This is a genomic window from Nitrincola sp. (assembly GCF_048264025.1).
Lineage (GTDB): Bacteria > Pseudomonadota > Gammaproteobacteria > Pseudomonadales > Balneatricaceae > Nitrincola.
Genome location: NZ_JBLXDN010000007.1, coordinates 1 through 22,078, shown reverse-complemented (window position 1 = coordinate 22,078; position 22,078 = coordinate 1). Strand labels below are relative to the sequence as shown.

Annotated in this window: 20 protein-coding genes and 4 tRNA genes; 14 read left to right on the top strand and 10 right to left on the bottom strand. The window is 50.6% G+C overall.

Annotation, left to right across the window (positions count from 1 at the left end):
• Positions 1 to 2: 2 nt before the first annotated feature.
• From phrB to ACN0R1_RS07055, 5 genes are read left to right on the top strand one after another with little or no spacing between them, the layout of a single operon-like run.
• Complete coding sequence (gene phrB / locus ACN0R1_RS07075) at positions 3 to 1,406, top strand: deoxyribodipyrimidine photo-lyase (protein ID WP_417581317.1); 1,404 nt, start codon at positions 3 to 5, stop codon at positions 1,404 to 1,406.
• Positions 1,407 to 1,451: 45 nt separating this feature from the next.
• Entirely contained in the window at positions 1,452 to 1,970 is a 519-nt protein-coding gene (locus tag ACN0R1_RS07070) for a retropepsin-like aspartic protease family protein (RefSeq protein WP_417581315.1), read from the top strand.
• A gap of 14 nt (positions 1,971 to 1,984) precedes the next feature.
• Positions 1,985 to 2,344 carry a HopJ type III effector protein gene (locus ACN0R1_RS07065; RefSeq protein WP_417581313.1) on the top strand — a complete coding sequence of 120 codons (360 nt, stop codon included), beginning with the start codon at positions 1,985 to 1,987 and terminating at the stop codon, positions 2,342 to 2,344.
• A gap of 5 nt (positions 2,345 to 2,349) precedes the next feature.
• Positions 2,350 to 3,678 (top strand): deoxyguanosinetriphosphate triphosphohydrolase, encoded by a 1,329-nt coding sequence (locus ACN0R1_RS07060; RefSeq protein WP_417581311.1) that lies wholly within the window; start codon positions 2,350 to 2,352, stop codon positions 3,676 to 3,678.
• Positions 3,679 to 3,705: 27 nt separating this feature from the next.
• Complete coding sequence (locus ACN0R1_RS07055; RefSeq protein WP_417581309.1) at positions 3,706 to 4,080, top strand: translation initiation factor Sui1; 375 nt, start codon at positions 3,706 to 3,708, stop codon at positions 4,078 to 4,080.
• Here ACN0R1_RS07055 and ACN0R1_RS07050 read toward each other — a convergent pair.
• The 3 genes from ACN0R1_RS07050 to ACN0R1_RS07040 form a co-directional block, all read right to left on the bottom strand.
• Positions 4,061 to 6,355 carry an EAL domain-containing protein gene (locus tag ACN0R1_RS07050; protein ID WP_417581307.1) on the bottom strand — a complete coding sequence of 765 codons (2,295 nt, stop codon included), beginning with the start codon at positions 6,353 to 6,355 and terminating at the stop codon, positions 4,061 to 4,063. The two genes, ACN0R1_RS07055 and ACN0R1_RS07050, sit on opposite strands and share 20 nt — an antisense overlap.
• A gap of 284 nt (positions 6,356 to 6,639) precedes the next feature.
• Positions 6,640 to 7,737, bottom strand: a complete 1,098-nt coding sequence (locus ACN0R1_RS07045) for a lipid A deacylase LpxR family protein (protein WP_417581305.1) — start codon at positions 7,735 to 7,737, stop codon at positions 6,640 to 6,642.
• A 70-nt stretch (positions 7,738 to 7,807) separates the two neighbouring features.
• Positions 7,808 to 9,229, bottom strand: coding sequence for a PLP-dependent aminotransferase family protein (locus ACN0R1_RS07040; RefSeq protein WP_417581303.1), 1,422 nt, complete (start codon positions 9,227 to 9,229; stop codon positions 7,808 to 7,810).
• 165 nt (positions 9,230 to 9,394) lie between these two features.
• Between ACN0R1_RS07040 and ACN0R1_RS07035 the strand changes: the two genes are divergently transcribed.
• Positions 9,395 to 10,012, top strand: coding sequence for a LysE family translocator (locus ACN0R1_RS07035; protein ID WP_417581301.1), 618 nt, complete (start codon positions 9,395 to 9,397; stop codon positions 10,010 to 10,012).
• A gap of 74 nt (positions 10,013 to 10,086) precedes the next feature.
• Positions 10,087 to 10,848 carry a retropepsin-like aspartic protease family protein gene (locus ACN0R1_RS07030; RefSeq protein WP_417581299.1) on the top strand — a complete coding sequence of 254 codons (762 nt, stop codon included), beginning with the start codon at positions 10,087 to 10,089 and terminating at the stop codon, positions 10,846 to 10,848.
• Here ACN0R1_RS07030 and ACN0R1_RS07025 read toward each other — a convergent pair.
• A complete protein-coding gene (locus ACN0R1_RS07025; protein ID WP_417581297.1) occupies positions 10,808 to 11,764 on the bottom strand; it encodes a hypothetical protein in 957 nt (318 codons plus the stop codon). The two genes, ACN0R1_RS07030 and ACN0R1_RS07025, sit on opposite strands and share 41 nt — an antisense overlap.
• 689 nt (positions 11,765 to 12,453) lie before the next feature.
• On the opposite strand from ACN0R1_RS07025, the gene ACN0R1_RS07020 reads away from it, so the two are divergent.
• The gene (locus ACN0R1_RS07020) at positions 12,454 to 13,008 is read left to right on the top strand and encodes a DUF1285 domain-containing protein (RefSeq protein ID WP_417581295.1); all 555 of its coding nucleotides are present in this window, start codon (positions 12,454 to 12,456) and stop codon (positions 13,006 to 13,008) included.
• 52 nt (positions 13,009 to 13,060) lie between these two features.
• Positions 13,061 to 14,200 carry a DUF5610 domain-containing protein gene (locus tag ACN0R1_RS07015; RefSeq protein WP_417581293.1) on the top strand — a complete coding sequence of 380 codons (1,140 nt, stop codon included), beginning with the start codon at positions 13,061 to 13,063 and terminating at the stop codon, positions 14,198 to 14,200.
• 30 nt (positions 14,201 to 14,230) lie between these two features.
• On the opposite strand, the gene ACN0R1_RS07010 is transcribed toward ACN0R1_RS07015, so the two are convergent.
• A complete protein-coding gene (locus ACN0R1_RS07010) occupies positions 14,231 to 16,483 on the bottom strand; it encodes an Orn/Lys/Arg decarboxylase N-terminal domain-containing protein (RefSeq protein ID WP_417581291.1) in 2,253 nt (750 codons plus the stop codon).
• Positions 16,484 to 16,686: 203 nt separating this feature from the next.
• Here ACN0R1_RS07010 and ACN0R1_RS07005 point away from each other — a divergent pair, with 203 nt between their 5' ends.
• Positions 16,687 to 17,511 (top strand): ATP-grasp domain-containing protein, encoded by an 825-nt coding sequence (locus tag ACN0R1_RS07005; protein WP_417581289.1) that lies wholly within the window; start codon positions 16,687 to 16,689, stop codon positions 17,509 to 17,511.
• Positions 17,512 to 17,519: 8 nt separating this feature from the next.
• Here ACN0R1_RS07005 and htpX read toward each other — a convergent pair whose 3' ends face one another.
• The 5 genes from htpX to syd all read right to left on the bottom strand — a co-directional run bounded on the left by htpX (position 17,520) and on the right by syd (position 21,462).
• Positions 17,520 to 18,398, bottom strand: coding sequence for a protease HtpX (gene htpX / locus ACN0R1_RS07000; RefSeq protein ID WP_417581287.1), 879 nt, complete (start codon positions 18,396 to 18,398; stop codon positions 17,520 to 17,522).
• A gap of 142 nt (positions 18,399 to 18,540) precedes the next feature.
• Positions 18,541 to 18,909, bottom strand: coding sequence for a hypothetical protein (locus ACN0R1_RS06995; RefSeq protein ID WP_417581285.1), 369 nt, complete (start codon positions 18,907 to 18,909; stop codon positions 18,541 to 18,543).
• A gap of 65 nt (positions 18,910 to 18,974) precedes the next feature.
• The gene (locus ACN0R1_RS06990) at positions 18,975 to 20,189 is read right to left on the bottom strand and encodes a pyridoxal phosphate-dependent aminotransferase (protein ID WP_417581283.1); all 1,215 of its coding nucleotides are present in this window, start codon (positions 20,187 to 20,189) and stop codon (positions 18,975 to 18,977) included.
• Between the two features lie 111 nt (positions 20,190 to 20,300).
• Positions 20,301 to 20,882, bottom strand: coding sequence for a YajG family lipoprotein (locus ACN0R1_RS06985; RefSeq protein ID WP_417581281.1), 582 nt, complete (start codon positions 20,880 to 20,882; stop codon positions 20,301 to 20,303).
• Between the two features lie 13 nt (positions 20,883 to 20,895).
• Positions 20,896 to 21,462 carry a SecY-interacting protein gene (gene syd, locus ACN0R1_RS06980; RefSeq protein ID WP_417581279.1) on the bottom strand — a complete coding sequence of 189 codons (567 nt, stop codon included), beginning with the start codon at positions 21,460 to 21,462 and terminating at the stop codon, positions 20,896 to 20,898.
• Between the two features lie 258 nt (positions 21,463 to 21,720).
• Here syd and ACN0R1_RS06975 point away from each other — a divergent pair.
• The 4 genes from ACN0R1_RS06975 (at position 21,721) to ACN0R1_RS06960 (ending at position 22,078) form a co-directional block, all read left to right on the top strand.
• A tRNA-Asp gene (locus ACN0R1_RS06975) sits at positions 21,721 to 21,797 on the top strand.
• Between the two features lie 28 nt (positions 21,798 to 21,825).
• Positions 21,826 to 21,901 (top strand) — tRNA-Val (locus ACN0R1_RS06970).
• Positions 21,902 to 21,905: 4 nt separating this feature from the next.
• Positions 21,906 to 21,982, top strand: a tRNA-Asp gene (locus ACN0R1_RS06965).
• Between the two features lie 20 nt (positions 21,983 to 22,002).
• Positions 22,003 to 22,078, top strand: a tRNA-Val gene (locus tag ACN0R1_RS06960).

The window sequence follows — 22,078 nt, the reverse complement described above, 5'->3', positions numbered from 1 at the left end:
CGATGAAACTGGTTTGGTTACGTAACGATTTGCGCCGGCTGGATAATCCGGCGCTTTTTTATGCCTGTGAAACACAAGCGGGTGTGACGGCTGTAGTAACGCTGACGCCGCAGCAGTGGCAGTTACACAGTGAGGCACCCGCAAGGCTGGCACTTTGGCGAGATCAGCTTAGGGCTTTGAAGTCAGACCTGGCTGAATTGAATATTGGCTTGCGGGTCGTGCAGCTTAATCGTTTTAGCGAGGTACCCGCTACGTTGCAGCAACTGGCCACTGAGTTGCAAGCGGATACACTCTATTTCAACTACGAATACCCACTCAATGAACGTCGTCGCGACCAACAGGTCTGCGCTGAACTGGAGGCGGCTGGGGTACGTTGCCTGGGGTATCATGGCGAATTGATTATTCCACCGGGTCAGGTGGTGACCGGGCAGGGTGGGATGTTCAAAGTCTTCACGCCTTTCAGTCGCGCCTGGCGACAAAAATACCTGCAACAGCTACCCGAACCCTTGGGTATGCCGGCAGCTCAGCCCGACATCACTCCTTCGGATAGTCTCCCTGATGACTTGGGTTACCAGGCACTGGCTTCACGGTTAATGCCCTATGATCCGCAAGGCTGGCCAGTCGGTGAAGCGGCGGTGCATGCCCGCCTGAATGCGTTTATCCACAACGCGGTAAGTGACTATGCCGGTCAGCGGGATTTTCCCGCTATCGATGGCACCTCGCGCTTGTCGCCCTATTTGTCTATTGGTGCGCTGTCGCCCTTACAGTGCTTGCAATGCCTTAAGGTTGAGTCTGGAAGCGATGCCTGGCTGGACAGTATCTGGTTGAACGAGTTGATCTGGCGGGAGTTTTACCGTCATTTGCTGGTCGCCTGGCCAGAGATGAGCCGCCTGGAGCCCTTCAGAGCTGACGTGGAACAGCGTATCAGTTGGCAGCATCAGCCTGCCTTGTTCGACGCTTGGTGTCGTGGTGAAACTGGTTATCCCATTGTAGATGCAGCGATGAAACAGTTACTGACTACCGGCTGGATGCACAACCGTTTGCGCATGGTGGTTGCCTCTTTTCTGACCAAATTGCTACGCGTTGACTGGCGCTTGGGTGCCGATTTTTTTATGGCACACCTGATCGATGCTGACTTTGCCTCTAACCTGGGTGGCTGGCAATGGGCGGCATCGGTAGGCGCTGATGCCGCGCCCTATTTTCGTATATTCAATCCCCAGCTTCAGAGTGAAAAGTTCGATCCAGATGGCGCTTTTCTGCTGCATTGGCTACCGGAACTGGCTAATGTATCACGTCGACAACGCCACCTCCCGGGTGCAGGTCAGTCGATGGGGCGACCGGCGCCGATTATTGACTATAAGTCGGCTCGACAGTCCGCTTTGGATGACTATCAGCAGCGCTCCTAGGTATACTCTGACGTAATAGCATTGAAACACAGGGCATAATCCTTTATGAGGCATCCGGATCAGACTCGTCGTACGACTGCACGCCTGTTCCAGGTGGCCTTCTGGTTGCTGTTGTTGCTCGCCTTTGCCCTTTACTTCAGTGGTTATCTTGAGCGTCGTGATCATCCTAACCAGCATCTGACACTGGCAGAAACAGACGGGCCAGCAGAAGTCGTGTTGCAGCGTAATCGCAGTGGCCATTACATTGCACCGGGAATGATCAACGGTCATCCGGTGGTATTTCTGCTCGACACCGGAGCGACTACAATCAGTGTGCCAGAAGCTGTCGCGCGACAGGCGCAATTGCAGCCCGGGCGGTCCAGCCGTGTTACCACGGCCAGTGGTGTGATTGATGTTTACCAGACAGAGCTGAAAACGGTACAGTTAGGTAATATCCGTCTGGATCATGTTCAGGCGCATATCAATCCGCATATGCCGTCTGACATAGTGCTGCTGGGAATGAGCTTTATGAAAAACCTTGAAATGACCCAGCGTGATGGCACCCTGACCTTACGTATTCCCTGAGGAAACCCTATCTAATGACACAACAGGCTATGACTCCTGAAATGCTGATTCAATCCCTACAGCGGGCTTCGGTTAGTTTTACCCAGGTTATTGCGTGTATTGATCACTTTTATGATTTTACCCCGATGGCTTTTCGTAACGGTGAATTGTTAAATGCAGCAGGCAGCAACAACGGCTCGTGCAAAATCTTGGCCTTTGCCCAACAACATGGCCTGAGTGAAACTGCCACTCTGAACGCTTTCGGTGACTATTACCTTGTGGATGTGTTGCAGCATCCCGAGGCTGACGATCATCAGAATATTCGTAACTTCATGCGTCACGGCTGGTCGGGTGTGGCGTTTGAAGGTCAGGCACTCGTGCTCAAGCAGGATTGAAAAACATGGGCAGAAGTATGCAATGGTCACGTTTGTTAACCACCAAACGCTATGGTCATGAGTTGCTGACAGCTGAAGAGACAGGTCGAAGTCATTTTCACAAGGACAATGATCGCATTGTCTTTTCCAGTGCATTTCGGCGTCTGGGACGCAAGACTCAGGTACACCCACTGGCATTGAACGATCATATTCATACCCGACTGACCCATTCGATCGAAGTCGGTAGTTTAGGGCGTAGCCTGGGCATTCGAGTAGGCGAGTTGCTTGCTGATCAATTGCCCTCCTGGGTAACACCGCATGATCTGGGTACCATAGTCCAGTCGGCCTGTTTGGCGCATGACATCGGCAACCCGCCGTTTGGCCATGCGGGGGAATATGCAATACGTGATTGGTTCAGGCGGCATGCCAAAGATCCGCGCTTTGAAAGTTTAAGCCCACTGCAACTGGCTGACCTGCAAACCTTTGAAGGTAATGCACAAGGATTTCGGGTGGTCACTCGTATCGAGAACAATTTGTTTGACGGTGGCTTGCGTTTGACCTATCCCACTCTGGGCACGTTGTTAAAGTATCCCTGGACGGTGGATCAGGGGGGGGACAAGGGTAAGTTCAGTGTATTCCAGACCGAAGTGGATATCCTCAATGCTTTGGGTAATGAGCTGGGCCTTATTTCACTGGGAGAGAATTACTGGTCACGCCATCCATTGGCCTGGTTGATGGAAGCCGCCGATGATATCTGTTATGCCATCCTCGATCTTGAAGATGCCATCGAACTACAGATTCTCACCTTCGAGGAGGTCAAACCTATCTTGCTGCAGCTGTGTGGCGATCTGAGTTTTGATGATGCTATTTTCAACTCTCAGGCTTCCGCTCGGCGCAAGATTTCGGCACTGCGTGGCAAAGCCATGGAAAACATGGTCAATGCGGCGGTGCAGACCTATTGTCAGCATTATGAATCCATCATGGCGGGTTCTTTCCAGGGGGAACTGCTCAGTGATGGTGATCCGATGGTGGCTGAAGGACTGAACACGGCCAAAAGTATTGCCCGTACCCGCGTATTTCCAAATAACCGTAAAGCCGAGCAGGAGGTGGGGGCCTACACCACCCTGGGTGTCTTACTGGATGCCTTCTGCGATGCTGTGTATGAATCCCATCAGCGACAGGGCGAAGCCTTGGGGTATCGTACCGAAAAGATTATTACCTTGCTGGGTATTCATGCACCTCCGGCAAGTTGGCCGTTGTACGACAGCTATATGCGTGCTGTAGATTTTATTGGCGGAATGACAGACACTTACGCCAATTATTTGGCTCGCCAGATAGGCGGCGGAGTAGGTTAAGCTGTACCGAGTGATAGGAGGTAATGAATGGCATCATTAAAAGATCAACTCAGTGGACTGGTCTATTCGACTGAAAGCGGAAAACATTGCCCTGAGTGTTCTCAGCCGCTGGCTGAATGTGTTTGTGAGCAGTTAGCTGAGCAGTCACGTCTGGCAACGTTGGACGGCATAGTGCGTATCCGCCGTGAAGTGGCTGGTCGCAAGGGCAAGGGTGTTACGACTGTCAACGGAATTCCTTTGGCCGAAGCTGAACTGAAACAGTTGGCTAAGAAGATCAAGCAACGTTGTGGTACCGGGGGATCGGTCAAAGACGGTATTGTTGAGATACAGGGTGATCAGCGAGAGTTGATTAAATCTATCCTGGAAGCGGAAGGTTTTAAGGTCAAACTGGCCGGCGGCTGATCAGCGAAAGCGTTTCTTTAACGAAGTGAGCCAAGTCTTCTTTACCCAGAGGTCGAGCAAAATAGTAGCCTTGAAACCTGTCGCAACCAAAACGGGTAAGCATCTCTAGCTGTTCTTGGGTTTCTATTCCCTCGGCTACTACATCAATTTCAAGGTTTTTACCGATAGTGACAATACTTTGGGCCATTTGTTGGGCACTTTTGTCGGCTAAAGCGGCATCAATAAAGCTTTTGTCAATTTTCAGCTCATCAATGGGCAGCATGCGCAACATGCTCAAAGAAGAATAGCCTGTACCAAAATCATCCATAGATAGCTGCACACCGTAGCTTTTGAGGGTGTGCAAGAGGGGCAGAACACTTGGAATATCTTCAATGAGCAAACTCTCAGTAATCTCCAAGGTTACCCAAACACCATTGATGTTTTCTTGCTGCATCTTGCCAATAAAATAAGACGCAAAGTCAGGTTCTAACAGTTGCCGCGCAGACAGATTAATAGAAGTGTAAAACGTGGTGCCAAGAGCCTGCTGTATCTGCTTGATGTCTTTGAAGGTGGTTTCAATGATGTATCGCCCCAGAGTGGGCATTTGTCCAGCCGTTTCCGCAACGGGAATGAAGGCATCCGGGGGGACGCTGCCAAGGATTGGACTGTTCCAGCGAACTAACGCCTCTACCCCGTAAAAGCTGCCATCGGCGTTGATTTGCGGTTGATAAACCATGAAAAACTCATGATTTTCTATGGCACCGCGAAGCGCTTGTTCAATATTGATGTTGCGCAGGTAGTTCTCTTGCATCGCGTCTTTAAAAAGATGCACCGTGTTTTTAAGACGCTTGGATTCGTACATGGCAATGTCGGCTGCACGCAACAAATCATCCATACTTTCGCCGTGCTGTGGGTATTTTGCAATACCCACACTGGCACCGACATGTAAACGCATAGAGTTAATCTGATAGGATTTTGACGCCGTGTCGATGAGTTGCTTTGCCAAGGCTATCAGAACCTTGTCATCATGGGTGGGCGTTAGCAGAATGAACTCATCACCTCCGTAGCGTAATAATGCAGCCCCTTTGGGTGAAATAGTACGTAACCGCTGTGCCAGCTCTTGCAACAACAAATCACCGTGATGGTGGCCAAAACTGTCATTAACATTTTTGAAATTGTCCAGATCCACATAGAGCAGTCCAAAAGGGCTAGCTTGCGGGTAAATCCAGTGATGCACATTATTTTTGAGGTAGCTGCGGTTTAAAAGTCCGGTGAGTTGATCGTGGGTAGCTTGGTGAAGCAAGTCCGCGTTACGCTTGGCCTCCGCGGTGGCAATGATGCGAAACAGAACATACAGTATTCCTTCCACACACACAAAAATCAAAAAATAGGCGCCTAGTGCCTTGGCAAACTCCTGCCAAAGCACTTTCATTTCAGTCATGAGCATAAACCAGAGGTTATAGGCGGTGTTATATTGGATGGAGACTAATTGGGAGGTGTCTTCCGAGCTATCCACATACGAGATGGGTTGATAGTCGTGCCAAAAGCCATCTAACTCGTTGCTATGGGCTTTCGCTATGGCTTGTTTCATCGCCTCTTGTTTGCTGTTTGAAAGCAGCTCCTGGTAGGGGCGGTAATCGAGTTCTTTGCCGTTACTGGCGTATTGCACGTGCATGTCCTCACGCACAATTAATGAAATATAACGGTTTTCATGGTCAATCGTTTTGACTATGTGTCCAAAAGAATCTTCCAGGCGTAAAGCCGCCGTGATAACACGATAGACGCTGCCATCGGGATTGCGTATGGCTTTGCGGATAGGAACAATCCAGTCCTGGAAGGGCTCAAAGAAATAGGTTCGTCCAAAAACCATTGTCCTGGAATCCATCACTTGCATAAATGAAGCACGAGATTGAGGTTGCTCCAGGAGGTTAGGGAAATTAGATACATCCAGATTGTTGGTGGCAAAAAGCATGTTTCCTTCAGGGTCAACCAGGGCAATGGCGATGATTGCAGGGCTTTCTTCAAGGGCCGCATTAAGCATGGTCATGGCGTTTTGATTGTCTTGGTAGGTGGCATCCTCTAAAAATCGGTGTCCGAGGATGTCTAGCATGATCTCATTGGTTCTATAAAGGGCTTGAGTGGAGCCAGCAATCAGTTTGAGGGTGTTTTCTTGGGAGTTTTTGGCGTCGGCGAAAAGCCGTTGCCACTGGGCGTAAGAGACAAAAGCAAAGTAAAGGGTAAAGAGCAGGGTCAAAATGTAGAAAATTGACCATAAGTTTTTTTTCAGAAGTGCCATAACACTGCCCTTTTATGAAAATTATCCTGACCCCAGACCTGCCAAAGTAGTCATTGGTGTTCTGTCACCTCACATCTTCCCTTATTGAACTCATTCATTGTTGTAATAAATCAGCCGTTCGTCCAGATTTCATTTGTTATTCTGCATATATTAACTGATTACGCAGTATTTATCCGGTTGGATGCTAATACGTTAGTATCCATCTGGCAGCGGAAGGCTTTAGGTGTCAAATTTTCCGATAGATGAACCGGTTTCAGGCGTAACCGGTTAGCTTATGTGGCTGTTTAAAGAGAATAAGAAACCGTTAGCGACCCATAACTATGAGAGCTTGCCTGCGATTTGAACTGTTTGCTGCGCCAGATATTGGCATAAGATAGCTTCCAACGGTCGAAAGTGGCCGCAACACCTATGGATAAATCTCCCACCAAAGCCTCTTTATCCACGGAATGACTGCTACGGAAGGTGTTACCATCAAGGAAAATATCGTGCAGTACCCAGCGACCATCCATGGAAACAAAGCCATGCATACCCCAATTATCGGTACTCTTACCATTGGTATGGGCGGGCACGCTGTTATCCCCACCTGGACGCAGAGCTGAAGTACCGAAATCGGCCGGTAAATTTCGTCCAATCCGGTATTGGGCACCCGTATTTAGGTAGGTGGCTACGTTACCCAGGCTACCGCCACCGTGCAGGATCAGGTCTTGCTGTATTGTGTCGCTTAGCCGACCCTGGAAAACGCGGTTTTTATGTTCATAAACCAGTTGGACACCCAACTCGTTATGTAATTGATTATCCCAGCCATTGAAGCGATCAAAACCACGCATATCATGAACCAGGTTCTGAAATTCCTCTGCCAGCGATGCCGGACCAACCATACCCAGATTAACTTCAAACGAATTCAGTCGGTTCAGCGTACGGGTGTGATAACCCAGGCCAGCGTAAAGCCAGCCTGCATAAGGTCGATCATCAGGATCAATGCTGGTGCCTTCCGAGTCATCCGGGGTATACATCTTCTGGCCTAGAGAAAAAACAACCCGGCGGCTGACTTCTTCCCTTGATCCCGGTGCGACGGGATCCAGAGGCGTCAGTAATCGGTTGGCTTGGCGCATCCACAGAGGCAGGCGTTCATCATCAATAAAGCTGTCTATGTCAGGTGAAACCCAGGAAGCCCGTACGCCATTGGTGTATTGCTGATCGGTTTGACTGAACAGGTCATTCTCAAAAAAGAGATTAAGTACCCAGCGTTCACGTACTTCAGTGATGGCTTGCTGTTCGCTGAAAATCTCTTGTGTTTCTTCGGCCTGGACGGCCGTGCATAGCAAGGAAAACAGCGCAGCGTTAAGAATAATACGTGATGAAATGTGGCGTGATAATGCCATGGTGGATACCTGAGGAAAGTCAAACTTAAGCCAAATCGGTCGATTGACTATTTTACGCCCATATAACAACTTATACCAGAGGTGCCGCATGGGAAGGCCCTTCTTGCAGCAGCGTGGCAAGTCGCTGTATACCGGTTTCAAAAATAGCGGTTTCTGCCGGAGGGGTGACGCAAATTCTGACGGCTTGCGGTGCCGGATGGCTACCAACACAGAAAGGGTCTGATGCGATCAAAGTGACACCACGTCGTGCAGCTTCAGCCACAAAATCCACAGCTCGCCAAGGTTCTGGCAGTTTTAACCAAGCGTGAAAACCATACGCATGGGCTTCGGTTTCATAGTGGGATAATGCCTGCTTAACCAATGCCTGGCGATGGCTGACTTCAGTCCATTGCCAGTCAATCAAGGTGTCGGCGTTACCAGAACTGAGCCATTGGCAGGCAATAGTCCCCATCAAGCCGGGAACCGACCAGCATTGAGCTCGTAGCGCTGCACTCAGCCTGGGGATCAAATTAGAGGGTGCCCGCAAGGCACCGAAGCGTAGCCCTCCTTCAATAATTTTAGATACGCTAAAAATATACAGTGAACGTTCCGGCGCCAGGCGATAAAAGGGTGTGCCACGGTGTGATGGAATCACATACTGTATGCCATCTTCGAGTAACAGCAGGTCGTGACGTCGAGCAATCTCTACAATCGCTTCGCGGCGGGCCTGGCTCATATGTTCGCCGGTCGGATTGTTGTACTCCGGCATCACATAAAGCAGTCGAATTTTTTGTTGCTGACACAGTCGTTCGAGAGCATCCGGACGGATGCCCTGATGATCGGTTGGAACCGGAATATGTTTAAGACCCAATTGTCGGGCAATCGCGATCATACCTGGATAGGTTAACGCGGCAGAGGCCACGGCTTCACCCGGTCGGATCAGTGCCTGCATGGCCAGATAATCTGCGTGCTGTCCACCTTCAGTGATCAGCAGCTCACTGGCATCAACGGGTAACTGATGCCGTGTCATCCATTCAGCCAGAGTTTCACGCTGGATCAGGTTGCCTTGCTCCGGTTGATACGCCAATGCCTGACGCGTTATGTCTGGTTGATTAGCTATCTGCTGCAAGCAAAAGGCCAGTTGTTCTGCCCGAATCGGATTGGGAATCGGAATGCTGAGTGACAAGTCGATGCTGCCAGCACTGGCACGGGATAGGTGGTGAAATACCGGTTCATCGGCCTGGGTACCCCGTACACGCGTACCACTACCCACTCGGGCTTCAGTGAGTCCACGGCGTTCCGCTTCCCGATAAGCCCGCGTTACGGTACCCAGTGTGATGCCCAGAGCATCAGCCAGCAGGCGCTGAGGGGGCAGTTTATCACCGGGACTCATCTTGCCCGCCGCAATATCGGCCGCCAACTGATCGGCCAGTGTCAGATACAGGGTATCCTGGCTTTTATCCAGTGTGGGTAGCCAGTGACAGCGGGATCGTGCTTTTTGTTGAATGCTCACCTGGCCTCCGAGTTGATTGTCCTGAATACAAAGGATTGTTTGCAGGACAATTAAGTAATTGCTGCATTAATTAATACACACTATGGTTAATTGTATGCATTTGTAAACCCAATATTAACTATATTAATTAAATTGTATCCATACAATACAATTTTGGAGGAGGTTATGGAACTGCCTGGCTATGAACTGCTGACGTTGATGATCCCGGTTTTGCTGTTTTCATTCAGCATGTCGGTCACACCTGGCCCGAATAATGTCATGCTGACGGCATCCGGCGCTAATTACGGTTTTGTGCGCAGCATTCCACATATGCTGGGTATTACCGCGGGTGTGATGTTGCTAATGTCTTCAGTGGCTTTGGGTCTGGGTATTCTGTTTGAGCGTTGGCCGGAATTAATGACGCTGTTAAAAGTGTTAGGTAGTGGTTATTTACTTTGGCTGGGCTGGAAAATTTTTCACTCGCCACCACCTGAAATCCGTACAGAAATGACCGGTAGCCCGCTGACTTTTTTTCAGGCGGCCCTGTTTCAGTTCGTTAATCCCAAAGCCTGGATGATGGCTATTTCAGCCCTGGCTTCCTTCACCCTTAGCGGCGATGCGTTTATTGCCTCTGTGGTACTGATTATTCTTGCCATGGCCGTGGTGAATCTGCCATCCATCGCACTCTGGGCCAGTTTTGGCGTGTTACTGGGACGGTTGATAAAAACCCCACATCATTGGCGTCTGTTCAATCGATTTATGGGCGGATTGACAGCATCATGTGTGGTGATGATATTGATGTGAGTGGTAGTGGAAATTGGCCTGTATCTGAGCTATAAAACTCGGATACAGGTCAATTTTATACAGGAGTTAGCTTGATGCATAGGAAGCCTATTACCCTTTGTGCCCATTACTTAGCGCTCGCGTTACTCTGTTTTTTACCTTCAACAGCACTGCAAGCGCAGATTCTCCGTTACATTGATGAGAGTGGTCGGCGTGTTTATGTCGATAACATCAGCAAAGTACCGCATGCCTATCGTGATCAACTGGAGGTCCGCGGTTCGCGGCTGACCCCGGAGCGTCGTGATGAGTTGGAGCTGGAACGACAGGCACGCTTGAGTGCGCAGCAACAGCAGCAATACTTACGGCAGTTGGATCAGGCCATTGCAGCACTGCAAACGCCTCTGACAATGCGGGGCAACTCAGTGATGCTACCTGTTAAGGTGACCTTGCGAGGACGTACCGCCAATACCCTGATGGTTCTGGATACTGGAGCGTCTTCAACGGTGTTTCATCGTGATAAATTGGCGCAGTTACCCATTGATGCACGCCCTTCTGGGTATGCACAGGTGGCAAGCGGGGATGTGATCGAAACCTTTTCGGCACGCTTTGATCGTATTGAGATAGGTCCTTATCAGATTGATGGCCCTCGTGCTGATATCATCGACTTTCAGGGGGGAGCCGGGGCACATGATGGCTTGTTAGGTATGGATTTTTTGCGTCAGGTTGAGTACCGCATCGATTTTGACGCCGCGCAGATTATTTGGGACCCGGCCCGCATTGCTGAACTCAAGCAGCAGCGGGCCGACATGGAAGCCGCTATTGCAGCGCTTGCTGAGCCAGCTGAAGATCCAGAGTAGCTTTAAGCAATCTGAACAGCTGAATTGCCGCGTCTATCTCTTCCTTGCGATTGGTCAGGCTTTCAATGTTTAATCCTAATGGCAGTCCCAGTGGCAGACAGGCTTCCAGTATCTGTTCTAAGCTGTTCTGACAGATACGAATCGATTCTGACAAGGGGTTTTCGGCATCCAGAATCCGCCAGCGGGTTGCTTCCGGTACAGAAATACCTAGCCATTGCATAAATCCTAGCGTTTTTTCACTACCGCAAGGGGTAAACGTTAGAATAATGCGTTTGGGTGTTTCACCACGCTGGCGGCATTCGCGTGCGTAGCCTGTGAGTAAATCGATAGTGGCCTGCGGGTTGTAAACAGCCTGAGAAATGAAAAACTCACAGCCTTCAGTGCTTTTCTGCAACAAACGCAACGGCTCATTCCCCTTGACCGCATGACGTTCGGCGATAGTAACACCACCGAGATTAAAGGGTAGTTGGCTGTCCCGCAGAGCGGCATAAGCATCTTGCAAGCTCAGACGTATCTGGCCGTGTGATGACGGACTGCCAACCAGCACCAAGTGCTGCTGACTGTATTTATCACTGGTTTCCTGCAGCCAGGCTTCAAAACTGGCGCGGTCACGCTGAGCGACGCTTTTGTAGGCTATGGTGTCACGACCAGACAATTTTGCCAGCAACCAGGCGTAATCACGAGGATCGCGGGTTTCCATATAAGGAAAGGGACGGGGCTGATCTGTACGGCTGCTCTCATCCTGGATGTCATACACCACCACACCATCGTAATCGATACTGTCCAGACGACCGAGTAGTTTTTCAGCTATGCCCGCCATCGCTTCATCATCGGTTCCAGCGCGAGGTGGCGTGGTACCAATAAAATAGACCCCTTGTTGCGGGTCGCGGAATTTGTCTGAAAGTGTGCGGCTCATGAATTACCCGGTATGTCGTTGTCAGTTAAGTAGCAGTCGTGAATAGTTTAACAATGAATTCTATTCAATAAACTATATTTCACTGTGAAATATTTGTAGGTATGGATGAGTGGTATTCATAGATACTCGGATCATGGGGTCGGGTTTGTTGAAACTACGGATCATGGGGTCAGGTTTGTTGAAATCAGGGCTAATGGGATCGGATATGTCTGACTCGCCGTGAAATCATCCCTGATGGCTCCGGTGCGCCATCCCTGGCGCACAGGGTCAGCCATACCCGATCCCATCAGCACTCACCAACTTGGGTGCCAGCGTAAGGTCAGCTTAAAATCCGTATTCGCGGCAGGTCCTTGCCATACTGCCGAATCCTCAACTTAATTTGCTGGTCTATGCCATAACCTGCTTTTTATCCTGAAACTGGCACAGGGTTGTGGGCGGGGTGGTGGTATCGCTTTGGAGTGACCGTCTGCCGCCATGGCCGAAAAATGCTCCTGCATTTTCGGCATTCCCGCCATCCATGGCGGTCAGGGCGGCAGTCGAGCGGCCAGGACGGCGAAAAGCGTGTCACACCAAAGCGATACCATCACCCCAGCAAGGCACTGTTTCGGCAAGGCACAATCTCGGCAAGGCACAAACATGACAACAAGCACCCACTGGCTTATGCTCTAACCTATAAACCGGAGGCACAGATGACAACACCAACACATCCTGAAAACCTGCTTAAACAGGTGCGTACAGACCAGCCACTACCGCCCTTGGAACAATGGAATCCGGAGTTTTGCGGCGATATTCCGATGCGTATTAGCCGTGATGGTCGCTGGTTCTATCAAGGAGGCGAGATCAAGCGTGCGGCGATGGTGAAAATGTTTTCACGTATTCTGTGGAAAGAGGGTGAGCGCTATTTTCTTAAAACTCCGGTGGAGAAGGTCGGCATTGAAGTCGAGGATGTGCCCTTTCAGGTCATCAGTGTTCAGCGCCTGGAGCAGGACCCGCCGGTGTTGGTATTTGAAACAGCCACAGGAGAACGCGTTGAAGCTAACGCCGAACATTCGTTACGGGTAGAAACTGATCCGGATACAGGAGAGCCTTCACCCTATTTGATGATTCGTAGGGGGATGGAAGGGCGTATTCAGCGAAATGTTTACTATCAACTGGCAGAATGGGCTGAAATTGATACTACAGCTGGCGTTGAGCGTTGGGTGATAGGCAGCCATGGAGAGCACTTCATTCTGGGTGAAAATTAAAGTTTTTGCTGCCTGTGCCGATAACCTGTGCAAATAAACTGAGGGTAGGGTCATGACTAATATCTCTTCTTTCCAGCCTGCGTATGTACGCTCTGGTGAATCACGTCAATCACAAGCGACGGCTAATAAATCAGATTCCGGGCCTGTACTGAATCAATTGCAAAGCAAGATACTCGAAAGTCTGCTACAGCATGTTCCAGGTATGAATCTGGATGGTCTGAAAAAGCTGGATGCCAATAACTTCACCCCTGAAAAAGTGTCTGAGCGTATCAGTAACTTTGTTGCACAGGGTATGGAGATGGCTCGGGCGCGCGGAGATTCGGAAGAGAAAGTCCAGGCGATGTATGATCGTGCGATGAAAGGGGTGGAGAAGGGCTTCAAAGAAGCCAAAGAAATTCTCGCTGGCCTGGATGTTCTTCAGGGTAAAGTTGCTAACGATGTAGCACGAACGGAAGAGCTTACCTTTGAGAAACTGCGTGCGCTCTCACCTGAACAGAGCACGGCTATGGACCTTGTCTCCATGTCGGTCGCGCAGCGCTTCGAGCGGGCTGACAGTTTTGAGCTGAATATTACTACGCGTGAAGGTGATCAGGTGAAAATTCGCTTTGATCGCAGTGATACTTTTCAGTCGGGGGTCGCGGCGGCTGTTGATGGAGAGGGTAACAGCGCGATGGTGTTTGATGTAAGCCGTACGCAAAGTTCCGGCTTTTCATTTACAGTCGAGGGTGATCTTAATGCTGACGAAATCGACTCTATTCAGAACCTGATTCGTGATGTCAGCCAGTTGGCTGATGAGTTTTTTCATGGCGATGTGCAGAAGGCTTTCGAACAGGTGGGGGGCTTGTCTTTGGATGCCAGCCAGCTCAGTGCGTTTGATCTCAGCATGACACGTACTGAAGTGCGCAGTGTTGCCAGTCAGTATCAACAAACCCAGCAGTTATCAGATGCCGAAGATCAGCCAACATCAGGACGTCGTCTGGAACAGTTGATGCAGCAACTGAAAGAGCAGATCAACAGCCCCTTGTTGGATTTTGTGCAGCAGCAACAAGACTTTGCCAAATCGTTAATGCAGGCTCTGGTGGAACAGGACACTCGCTTCAAGCAGGCTGATGCTGAACAGCAGGGCCGTTACCGCGATAATCTGGGCAGTCTGTTGCAGACACAGCCCGACCCAGATACACGCACTAACTGACCCTGGGTGACACCCAGTCAGGTGGTGAGCTTAATCTTTAACGACATCGATAAAGTAAGCATCACCACCTTCGACCTTCTCACGTACCAGACCATGCACGTCGGTTTCAAACCCAGGGAACAGGGCGTTGAAATCGCGGGCAAACTTCAGATAGCGAATAATCGTAGCATTGAAACGCTCACCCGGCACCAGTAATGGGATACCCGGTGGATAAGGTGTGACCAGCATTGCGGTGACGCGACCTTCAAGGTTATCAATTGACACCCGTTCAACGTCGCGGTGGGCCATGCGTGCCCAAGCATCAGCTGGTGTCATGGCCGGTTCGATCTCGGACAGATACATCTCCGTAGTCACTTTAGCAACATCATACTCCTTGTAGACGTTGTGTATCTGGTTACACAGATCACGCAAGCCGATGCGTTCATAGGCCGGGTATTTTTTGGCAAACTCCGGCATCACCCGCCATAATGGGCGGTTACGGTCATAATCATCTTTGAACTGTTGCAGTTCGGTAACCATGGAGTTCCAGCGTCCCTTGGTAATACCGATGGTGAACATGATGAAGAAGGAGTACAGGCCGGTTTTTTCAATAATGATACCGTGCTCGGCCAGATAGCGGCTGACAATCGCCGCCGGAATACCCTGCTCATCAAACTCACCGGCCAGATTGAGCCCCGGCGTGATGATGGTAGCCTTGATCGGATCAAGCATGTTAAACCCGGAATCAATTTCACCAAAGCCATGCCAGGTATCACCGGCATGAATGACCCAGTCCTCACGGTTGCCAATACCTTCATCGACAAGATAGTCAGGTCCCCAGACCTTAAACCACCAGTCACTGCCAAACTCGGCATCCACCTTGCGCATGGCACGACGAAAATCCAGTGCTTCCAGAATGGATTCTTCGACCAGGGCATGGCCACCCGGGGGCTCCATCATCGCTGCTGCTACGTCACAGGAGGCAATAATCGCATACTGCGGGCTGGTGGATGAATGCATCAGGTAGGATTCATTGAAGCGGTGGGTATCCAGTTTACGAACACTGGCGTCCTGTACCAAAATCTGAGACGCCTGTGACAGGCCGGCCAGAAGTTTGTGGGTGGACTGGGTTGCAAACACCAGCGAGTTTTCCGAACGTGGACGGTCCGGGCCTATGGCGTGCATGTTTTTATAAAACTCGTGGAAAGAGGCGTGTGGCAGCCAGGCTTCATCAAAATGCAGCGTGTCGATGGTATCACCGAGCATGGATTTGATGGTTTCGACGTTATAGAGCACACCATCATAGGTGCTCTGAGTGATGGTTAGAATACGCGGGTTCTTGTTCACGGCTTCACGCGCAAACGGGTTTTGCTCTATCTTGCGCTGAATGGTTTCAAGTTCAAATTCAGATTTTGGAATCGGGCCGATGATGCCGTAATGATTGCGAGTTGGCATCAAAAATACCGGCACGGCACCGGTCATGATAATGGAGTGCAATATCGATTTGTGGCAGTTGCGATCGACAAGCACTATGTCACCGGGTGCCACGGTTGAATGCCACACAATCTTGTTGGATGTGGAGGTGCCGTTGGTAACGAAAAACAGATGGTCGGCATTGAAAATGCGTGCGGCGTTGTCTTCACTGGCCGATACTGGGCCGGTGTGATCCAGCAACTGACCAAGTTCTTCGACCGCATTACAGACATCAGCACGCAACAGGTTTTCACCAAAAAACTGATGAAACATCTGCCCAACCGGACTTTTTAGAAACGCAACACCACCGGAATGACCGGGGCAGTGCCAGGAATAGGAGCTGTCACTGGCATATTCCATCAGCGCCTGGAAAAACGGGGGTGCCAGGTTATCAAGGTATTTACGCGCTTCACGAATAATGTGGCGTGCGACAAACTCGGGCGTATCCTCAAACATATGAATGAAGCCGTGCAGCTCACGCAATATGTCGTTAGGGATGTGTCTTGAGGTACGCGTCTCACCATACAGAAATACCGGGATGTCATCATTGCGTTTACGCACTTCAATAATAAAGTCCCGGATCGCGTTCAAAGCACAGCCGGACTGATCTTCGCCGGCTTCAGCGAAGTCTTCATCATCAATGGATAAAATAAAACAGGAGGCACGGCTGGCCTGCTGTGCAAACGAGGTCAGATCGCCATAGCTGGTAAAGCCCACCACCTCCATGCCCTCATTGCTGATGGCCTGGGCTAGATCGCGAATACCTGAGCCGGAAATGTTTTCGGAGCGAAAATCTTCATCGATGATGATGACGGGAAAACGGAACTTCATGAGTGGCAGCCTGTGGTTCAGAGTTAGTGAGTATCGTCGCACCCGGAGGTGACAATCCTGTTGCGGGAGGCGCTAGGCTGGCTGATTCCTGCAAGAGGGCTATTGTAAGAGATCAGCTGCCCTACAGCTAGTGTAAATAGTAGTCGACGCCAAGTTAGTCCAGCAGTAAAATCGGCGGCAATTCAACTACTGACTCACACTAAATGAACATCGTATCCTTTGATGCGTTCCGCACCCTGCGCCTTCCTGGCGTTACGTTCATTAAACCCGAAAATATGTTCCGCCAGAAAGACGAGATACTGGCCGCTGACTGGGTGTTATTTCCCGAGTACTGGCAAGTCAATGCACTGGTATTTGGGTTAAAGAAAAAAATATTTCCGAGCTTGCCATCCTATTTGCTGGGACATAATAAAATTGAGATGACCCGCGCCTTCCGGCTGCTGGTGCCTGCCAATACACCTGAAACAGCGATACACGCCAATACTGAGTCGCGAGTAGCAGAAGTCTGGGACAAAATGGATCTACCCTTTGTCGCCAAAATCCCCAAAAGCAGCATGGGGGAGGGGGTATTTCTGATTGAAAATCGGGCTGACTGGACGGCTTACCTGGCGCGTACTGACATTATCTATGCTCAGGAATACCTGCCAATCGATCGCGATATGCGCATCATCATCGTCGGTAAACAATTGGTCGCTGGTTACTGGCGCTTACAGGGCCAGGATGGGTTTCATAATAATGTCTCCCGCGGTGGTCAGGTTGATCTTAGTCCGCTGCATCCAGCGGCGATAAAGCTGGCGCTGCACTTGGCCGAGGTGCTTAATCTGGATCATGCCGGGTTTGATATCGCCATGGTCGGTGATCATCCCTATGTGCTGGAGTTTAATCGTTTGTTTGGCAACACGGGGTTGCCTGATCTGCATGTGCGTGTAGCTGATGCGATTCAGGCATACATTCACGAACAGACAGATCGGGATGATGACCCACAAGGTCCGCAGAGACCGCAACCACCCTTGCCGATTGCGGTCTGACTGCTGGTTTAGCGGTATTGCTGCAGGGCGGCGATACGATCATCCAGCGGTGGGTGGGTTGAGAGTAACTGCATCAACCCCTGTTTCAAGTGGCTGTTGATACCAAAGGCCATTAACTGGTCCGGCATCTGGTCAGGAATGCCCTGTTCGGCTTTGAGGCGTTGTAATGCACCGATCATCGCCGCCGGGCTGGCCAGCGTCGCACCGGCTTCATCCGCGCGGAACTCGCGTTTGCGTGAGAACCAGGAAACTATAACGGATGCCAGAATGCCAAAAATAATTTCAAATACGAACACCGTGATAAAGTAGCCAATACCTCGGCCGCCTTCTCCTCGGTTTACGAAGCTATTCACGGCATGCGCGGCTAGGCGGGCAAAGAACATCACAAAGGTATTCACTACACCCTGAATCAGCGACAGGGTAACCATATCACCGTTGGCAACGTGGCCTATTTCATGGGCCAGCACGGCGCGGGTTTCTTCGGGTCGAAAACGCTGTAGCAGACCCGCACTCACGGCAACCAGGGCATCATTCTTGTTCCACCCGGTAGCAAAGGCATTGGATTGCTGAGCCGGAAAAATTCCCACCTCAGGCATCTTGATGCCCGCTTTTTCGGACAGTTCAGCTACAGTTTCCATCAACCAGCGTTCTTCTGCCGTGCGTGGCTGTTCGATGATCTGAGTGTTGGTAGCCCGTTTTGCCATGAACTTGGACAGAAACAGTGAGATAAACGAACCGGCGAAACCAAACACAGCACAGAAGATGAGCAGTGAGGTCATATTGAGCCCAGAGCCCTCCAGATAGTGCCCGACGCCCAGCAGGTTAAGGGTAATGCTGGCCACCACCAGCACGGCCAGGTTAGTGGCTAGAAAGAGTAGAATTCTCATTGCAGTCAGCTTCCATCAAGTTTAATAATCTGCTGTTTAGATAGGGGCGGGAGGATAAAGTTTCAAGAGCGGACGCACGTTAACACCCGCGGGACGAGTGTTTAAATGAAGCCCCGTTTGCGAGGCTTCAGTCGTTGAGCTGTTACAGGTTAGCAACCTGTGTTTCTATCGCCTGGCGCAGTTCTTGATAAGCATCCAGATTTTCCGGGCGGAAGAAAAGTTTGTAATACTGCCGCTCGGCCATACGCCCTTTACGCTTATTGTGGTCTTCTGTGTAAAGTGCGTAGAGGTAGCACATATGCAGGTGGACAACGGCCGTGTGCATCGGAAATTCTATCGGGTGGCCTTCGAGGTCATAACTGATCTTGGTTTCTTTCAGGGTGTAGAAAGACGCTTCTGCAACCTGGTCAAGGTTAAGCAGAAAATTGGAGGTCACTGGTACAATATGACGCTTGTCGATGCCGTTGTGCTGCATTGAAATACCAGAGTTCTTTTTAATCTTGATAAACATGTTAGCTGTCATTCCTGATTTGATCTTAGACGTCTTTAGTATAGACCGGCTTTGTTGCAAATACTTTATTGTTCATAGGTTTTCAGGAAGTTTGCAATGCGTTCTATCGCTTCACTGAGCAGGTCAACCGAAGGTAGAAACACCAGGCGGAAGTGCTGAGTGTCCTGCATGTTAAAGCCGCTACCCTGAACCACCAACACTTTTTGTTGCTGCAACAGGTCCAGTGCAAACTTTTCATCATTGTGGATCGGATACATCTCAGGATTCAGCTTTGCAAAAAGGTACAAGGCCCCTTTGGGTTTAACGCAAGATACACCCGGAATAGCGTTAAGCAGTCGGTGGGCCAGCTCCATCTGCTCATATAGACGGCCGCCGGGGATGATCAGTTCATTGATGCTCTGATACCCGCCCAGTGCTGTTTGAATAGCATATTGAGCCGGTACATTGGCGCAGAGTCGCATGCTGGCGAGCATGTCGAGCCCTTCAATATAATCCCGGGCACGGTGTTTCGGGCCGCTGACAATCATCCAGCCAGAGCGGAACCCGGCGGCACGATAGGTTTTAGACAGACCATTAAACGTCAGACAAAGCACATCGTCGGCCAGTGCGGCCAGTGAGGTATGTTCAGCACCATTGAAAAGAATTTTGTCGTAGATTTCATCAGCAAACACAATCAGCGAATGCTCACGTGCCAACTCCAGAATCTGCAACAGCAGGGATTCTGGATAGAGTGCACCGGTTGGATTGTTCGGGTTGATTACCACGATGCCACGGGTGTGCTCGGTGATCTTCTGGCGGATATCGTCTATGTCCGGGAACCACTCATTTTGTTCATCACAATGGTAGTGAACCGGGGTACCACCTGACAGGCTGACAGCGGCTGTCCAGAGTGGGTAGTCAGGTGCCGGGATCAGCATCTCATCGTTGTCGTTGAGTAGTCCTTGCATCGCCATGACAATCAGCTCCGAGACCCCGTTACCGATATAAATATCCTCCAGGGTGATGTTGCGGATCGATTTACGCTGGCACTCATGCATCACCGCTTTACGCGCTGAAAACACGCCTTTGGAATCACAGTAGCCTTGTGCTTCGGACAGATTGTGGATCACGTCCTGAACGATCTCCTCCGGAGCATTGAAGCCCCAGGGGGCCGGATTACCAATGTTCAGTTTGAGGACACGGTGCCCTTCATCTTCCAGGCGCTTGGCTTCCTGCATCACCGGGCCACGGATGTCATAGCAGACGTTGATCAGTTTGTTGGATTTGCGAATTACGGGCATGTTGATGATCCTGCGCTCCATCAGTGGTGCTGTGGCTTAGTGCTTGTCGGCCTGGTTATTCAAGGCCGACTATAATACGCTCTGGCAGGCTAAATTCAATGCCCGTTTATATCACCTGGCTCCGGCGATCAGGTAGCGGGTGAATTCGGGATCGTTAAAGGCCTGGAACAGCACTTCACTAGCCAGGTCGTTAAGGAATTCCCGGGTTTTCTGATCCGTCGGCGTGCGCAGAATCTCTTCACGGGTTTCAGATTCAAAACCACCTTGATAGCGCCGTTGCCCATCGACAGCTTCCATGTTGATGCGCATCACACCGATCAGCTCACGTCGGACACCATCACTACGTAAGTGATAGCTGATATTTTCGAGTGTCAGCGTCAGTTGAGCATTGGCCTGACTGGAGGTTACTACGCCCATTCGCTCCAGTGTTTTCAAAGCCGCCTGCGTTAGTTCGGTGCGGATATCATCCGTGATTGAAACCGGCACCTCGTTGCCAAGACGGTCCGCAATGCTGCCGATTTGCAACTGTCGGGAAGGGTAGGCTACATCAACACGCAGTGGCATGGATTGCGGCAGGCGAGGGACAGAAATAACTTCCGGTTGCAGATTGACCCGTTGGGGGGTAGGGCCTGAGCAGCCTGCAATCAAGGCAATGCATGTCACTATCAGGATCAGACGAAGTGTTGGGCGCACGGCAGAGTACCTCTCAGTCAAAGGGTAAGGGTTCAAGGGTGGTTATAAATTCAGCCAGTGAGTCAGCCAGGCGCTGGTGGGGAGGCTTTCCTGGTGCTTCAAGCCAGATGCTGCCATCCGCATTGTCCAGGCTCAGCATTAGATTAGCATCCGGTTGGGTGACTGCAAAGAAAAGAGTCAATGGCAACTTGCGGCGCTTTTTCTCTAAGGCATGTCCAATCAGGTTCGCACGCAGGCGCTCGAAGTCATCCTTGTTCCAGACTTGCAGTAAGGAGAGTTCTCCTTGTTCGGCCTTAGCTGGAAGTGGATCAGACCAATAGCGGCTGTAGAAATCAGCAATGTCCGGATGCAGTTCGGTTTCCAGCGCTTCACTTAGGCGCTGAAACATATCGGTGGCTTCCTGTTGTGGTACCGGTTTCCATAAGGTCAAAACGCCTTCTTCAGCTTCATTTTGCCAGCAAGGGCTAGGCCATTCAGGATCGTAGGCTTGTTGTGGCCAGCCGTGGGCCTGGCAGTTTTGTTGCAGTTTTTCGATAAATTGATCCAGTGCGGTTGTCACTGAGGTCGAGATCGATGTCATGGGCTAACTCTTTGGTGAAATACTAGTAGGCTAACTCTAGCGGTTGGTGTTTGTTGTGATCAAGAACAATTCGTTGCTAAAATAGCCGTATGCCACGTGTGGCAAGGCATAGATCGATATCTTTGCCGTGCAGATAGAAAAATAGTTATTTTTTTTCGCTGAACTGTTTGACAAAGATCAGAATTCCATTAGAATTCGCACCTCGTTACGGGATGCTACTTGGCAAAACGCAACGAATGCAAAAGTAGTGATGTATGTGGAGCGGTAGTTCAGTTGGTTAGAATACCTGCCTGTCACGCAGGGGGTCGCGGGTTCGAGTCCCGTCCGTTCCGCCACTTACATCACAAGGCCAGACAACGTTTTGGGCGAATAGCTCAGTTGGGAGAGCACCTGCCTTACAAGCAGGGGGTCGGGGGTTCGAACCCCTCTTCGCCCACCAAAACGGAGTGGTAGTTCAGTTGGTTAGAATACCTGCCTGTCACGCAGGGGGTCGCGGGTTCGAGTCCCGTCCATTCCGCCACTTTTGCAGATTTACGTTATGGGCGAATAGCTCAGTTGGGAGAGCACCTGCCTTACAAGCAGGGGGTCGGGGGTTCGAACCCCTCTTCGCCCACCA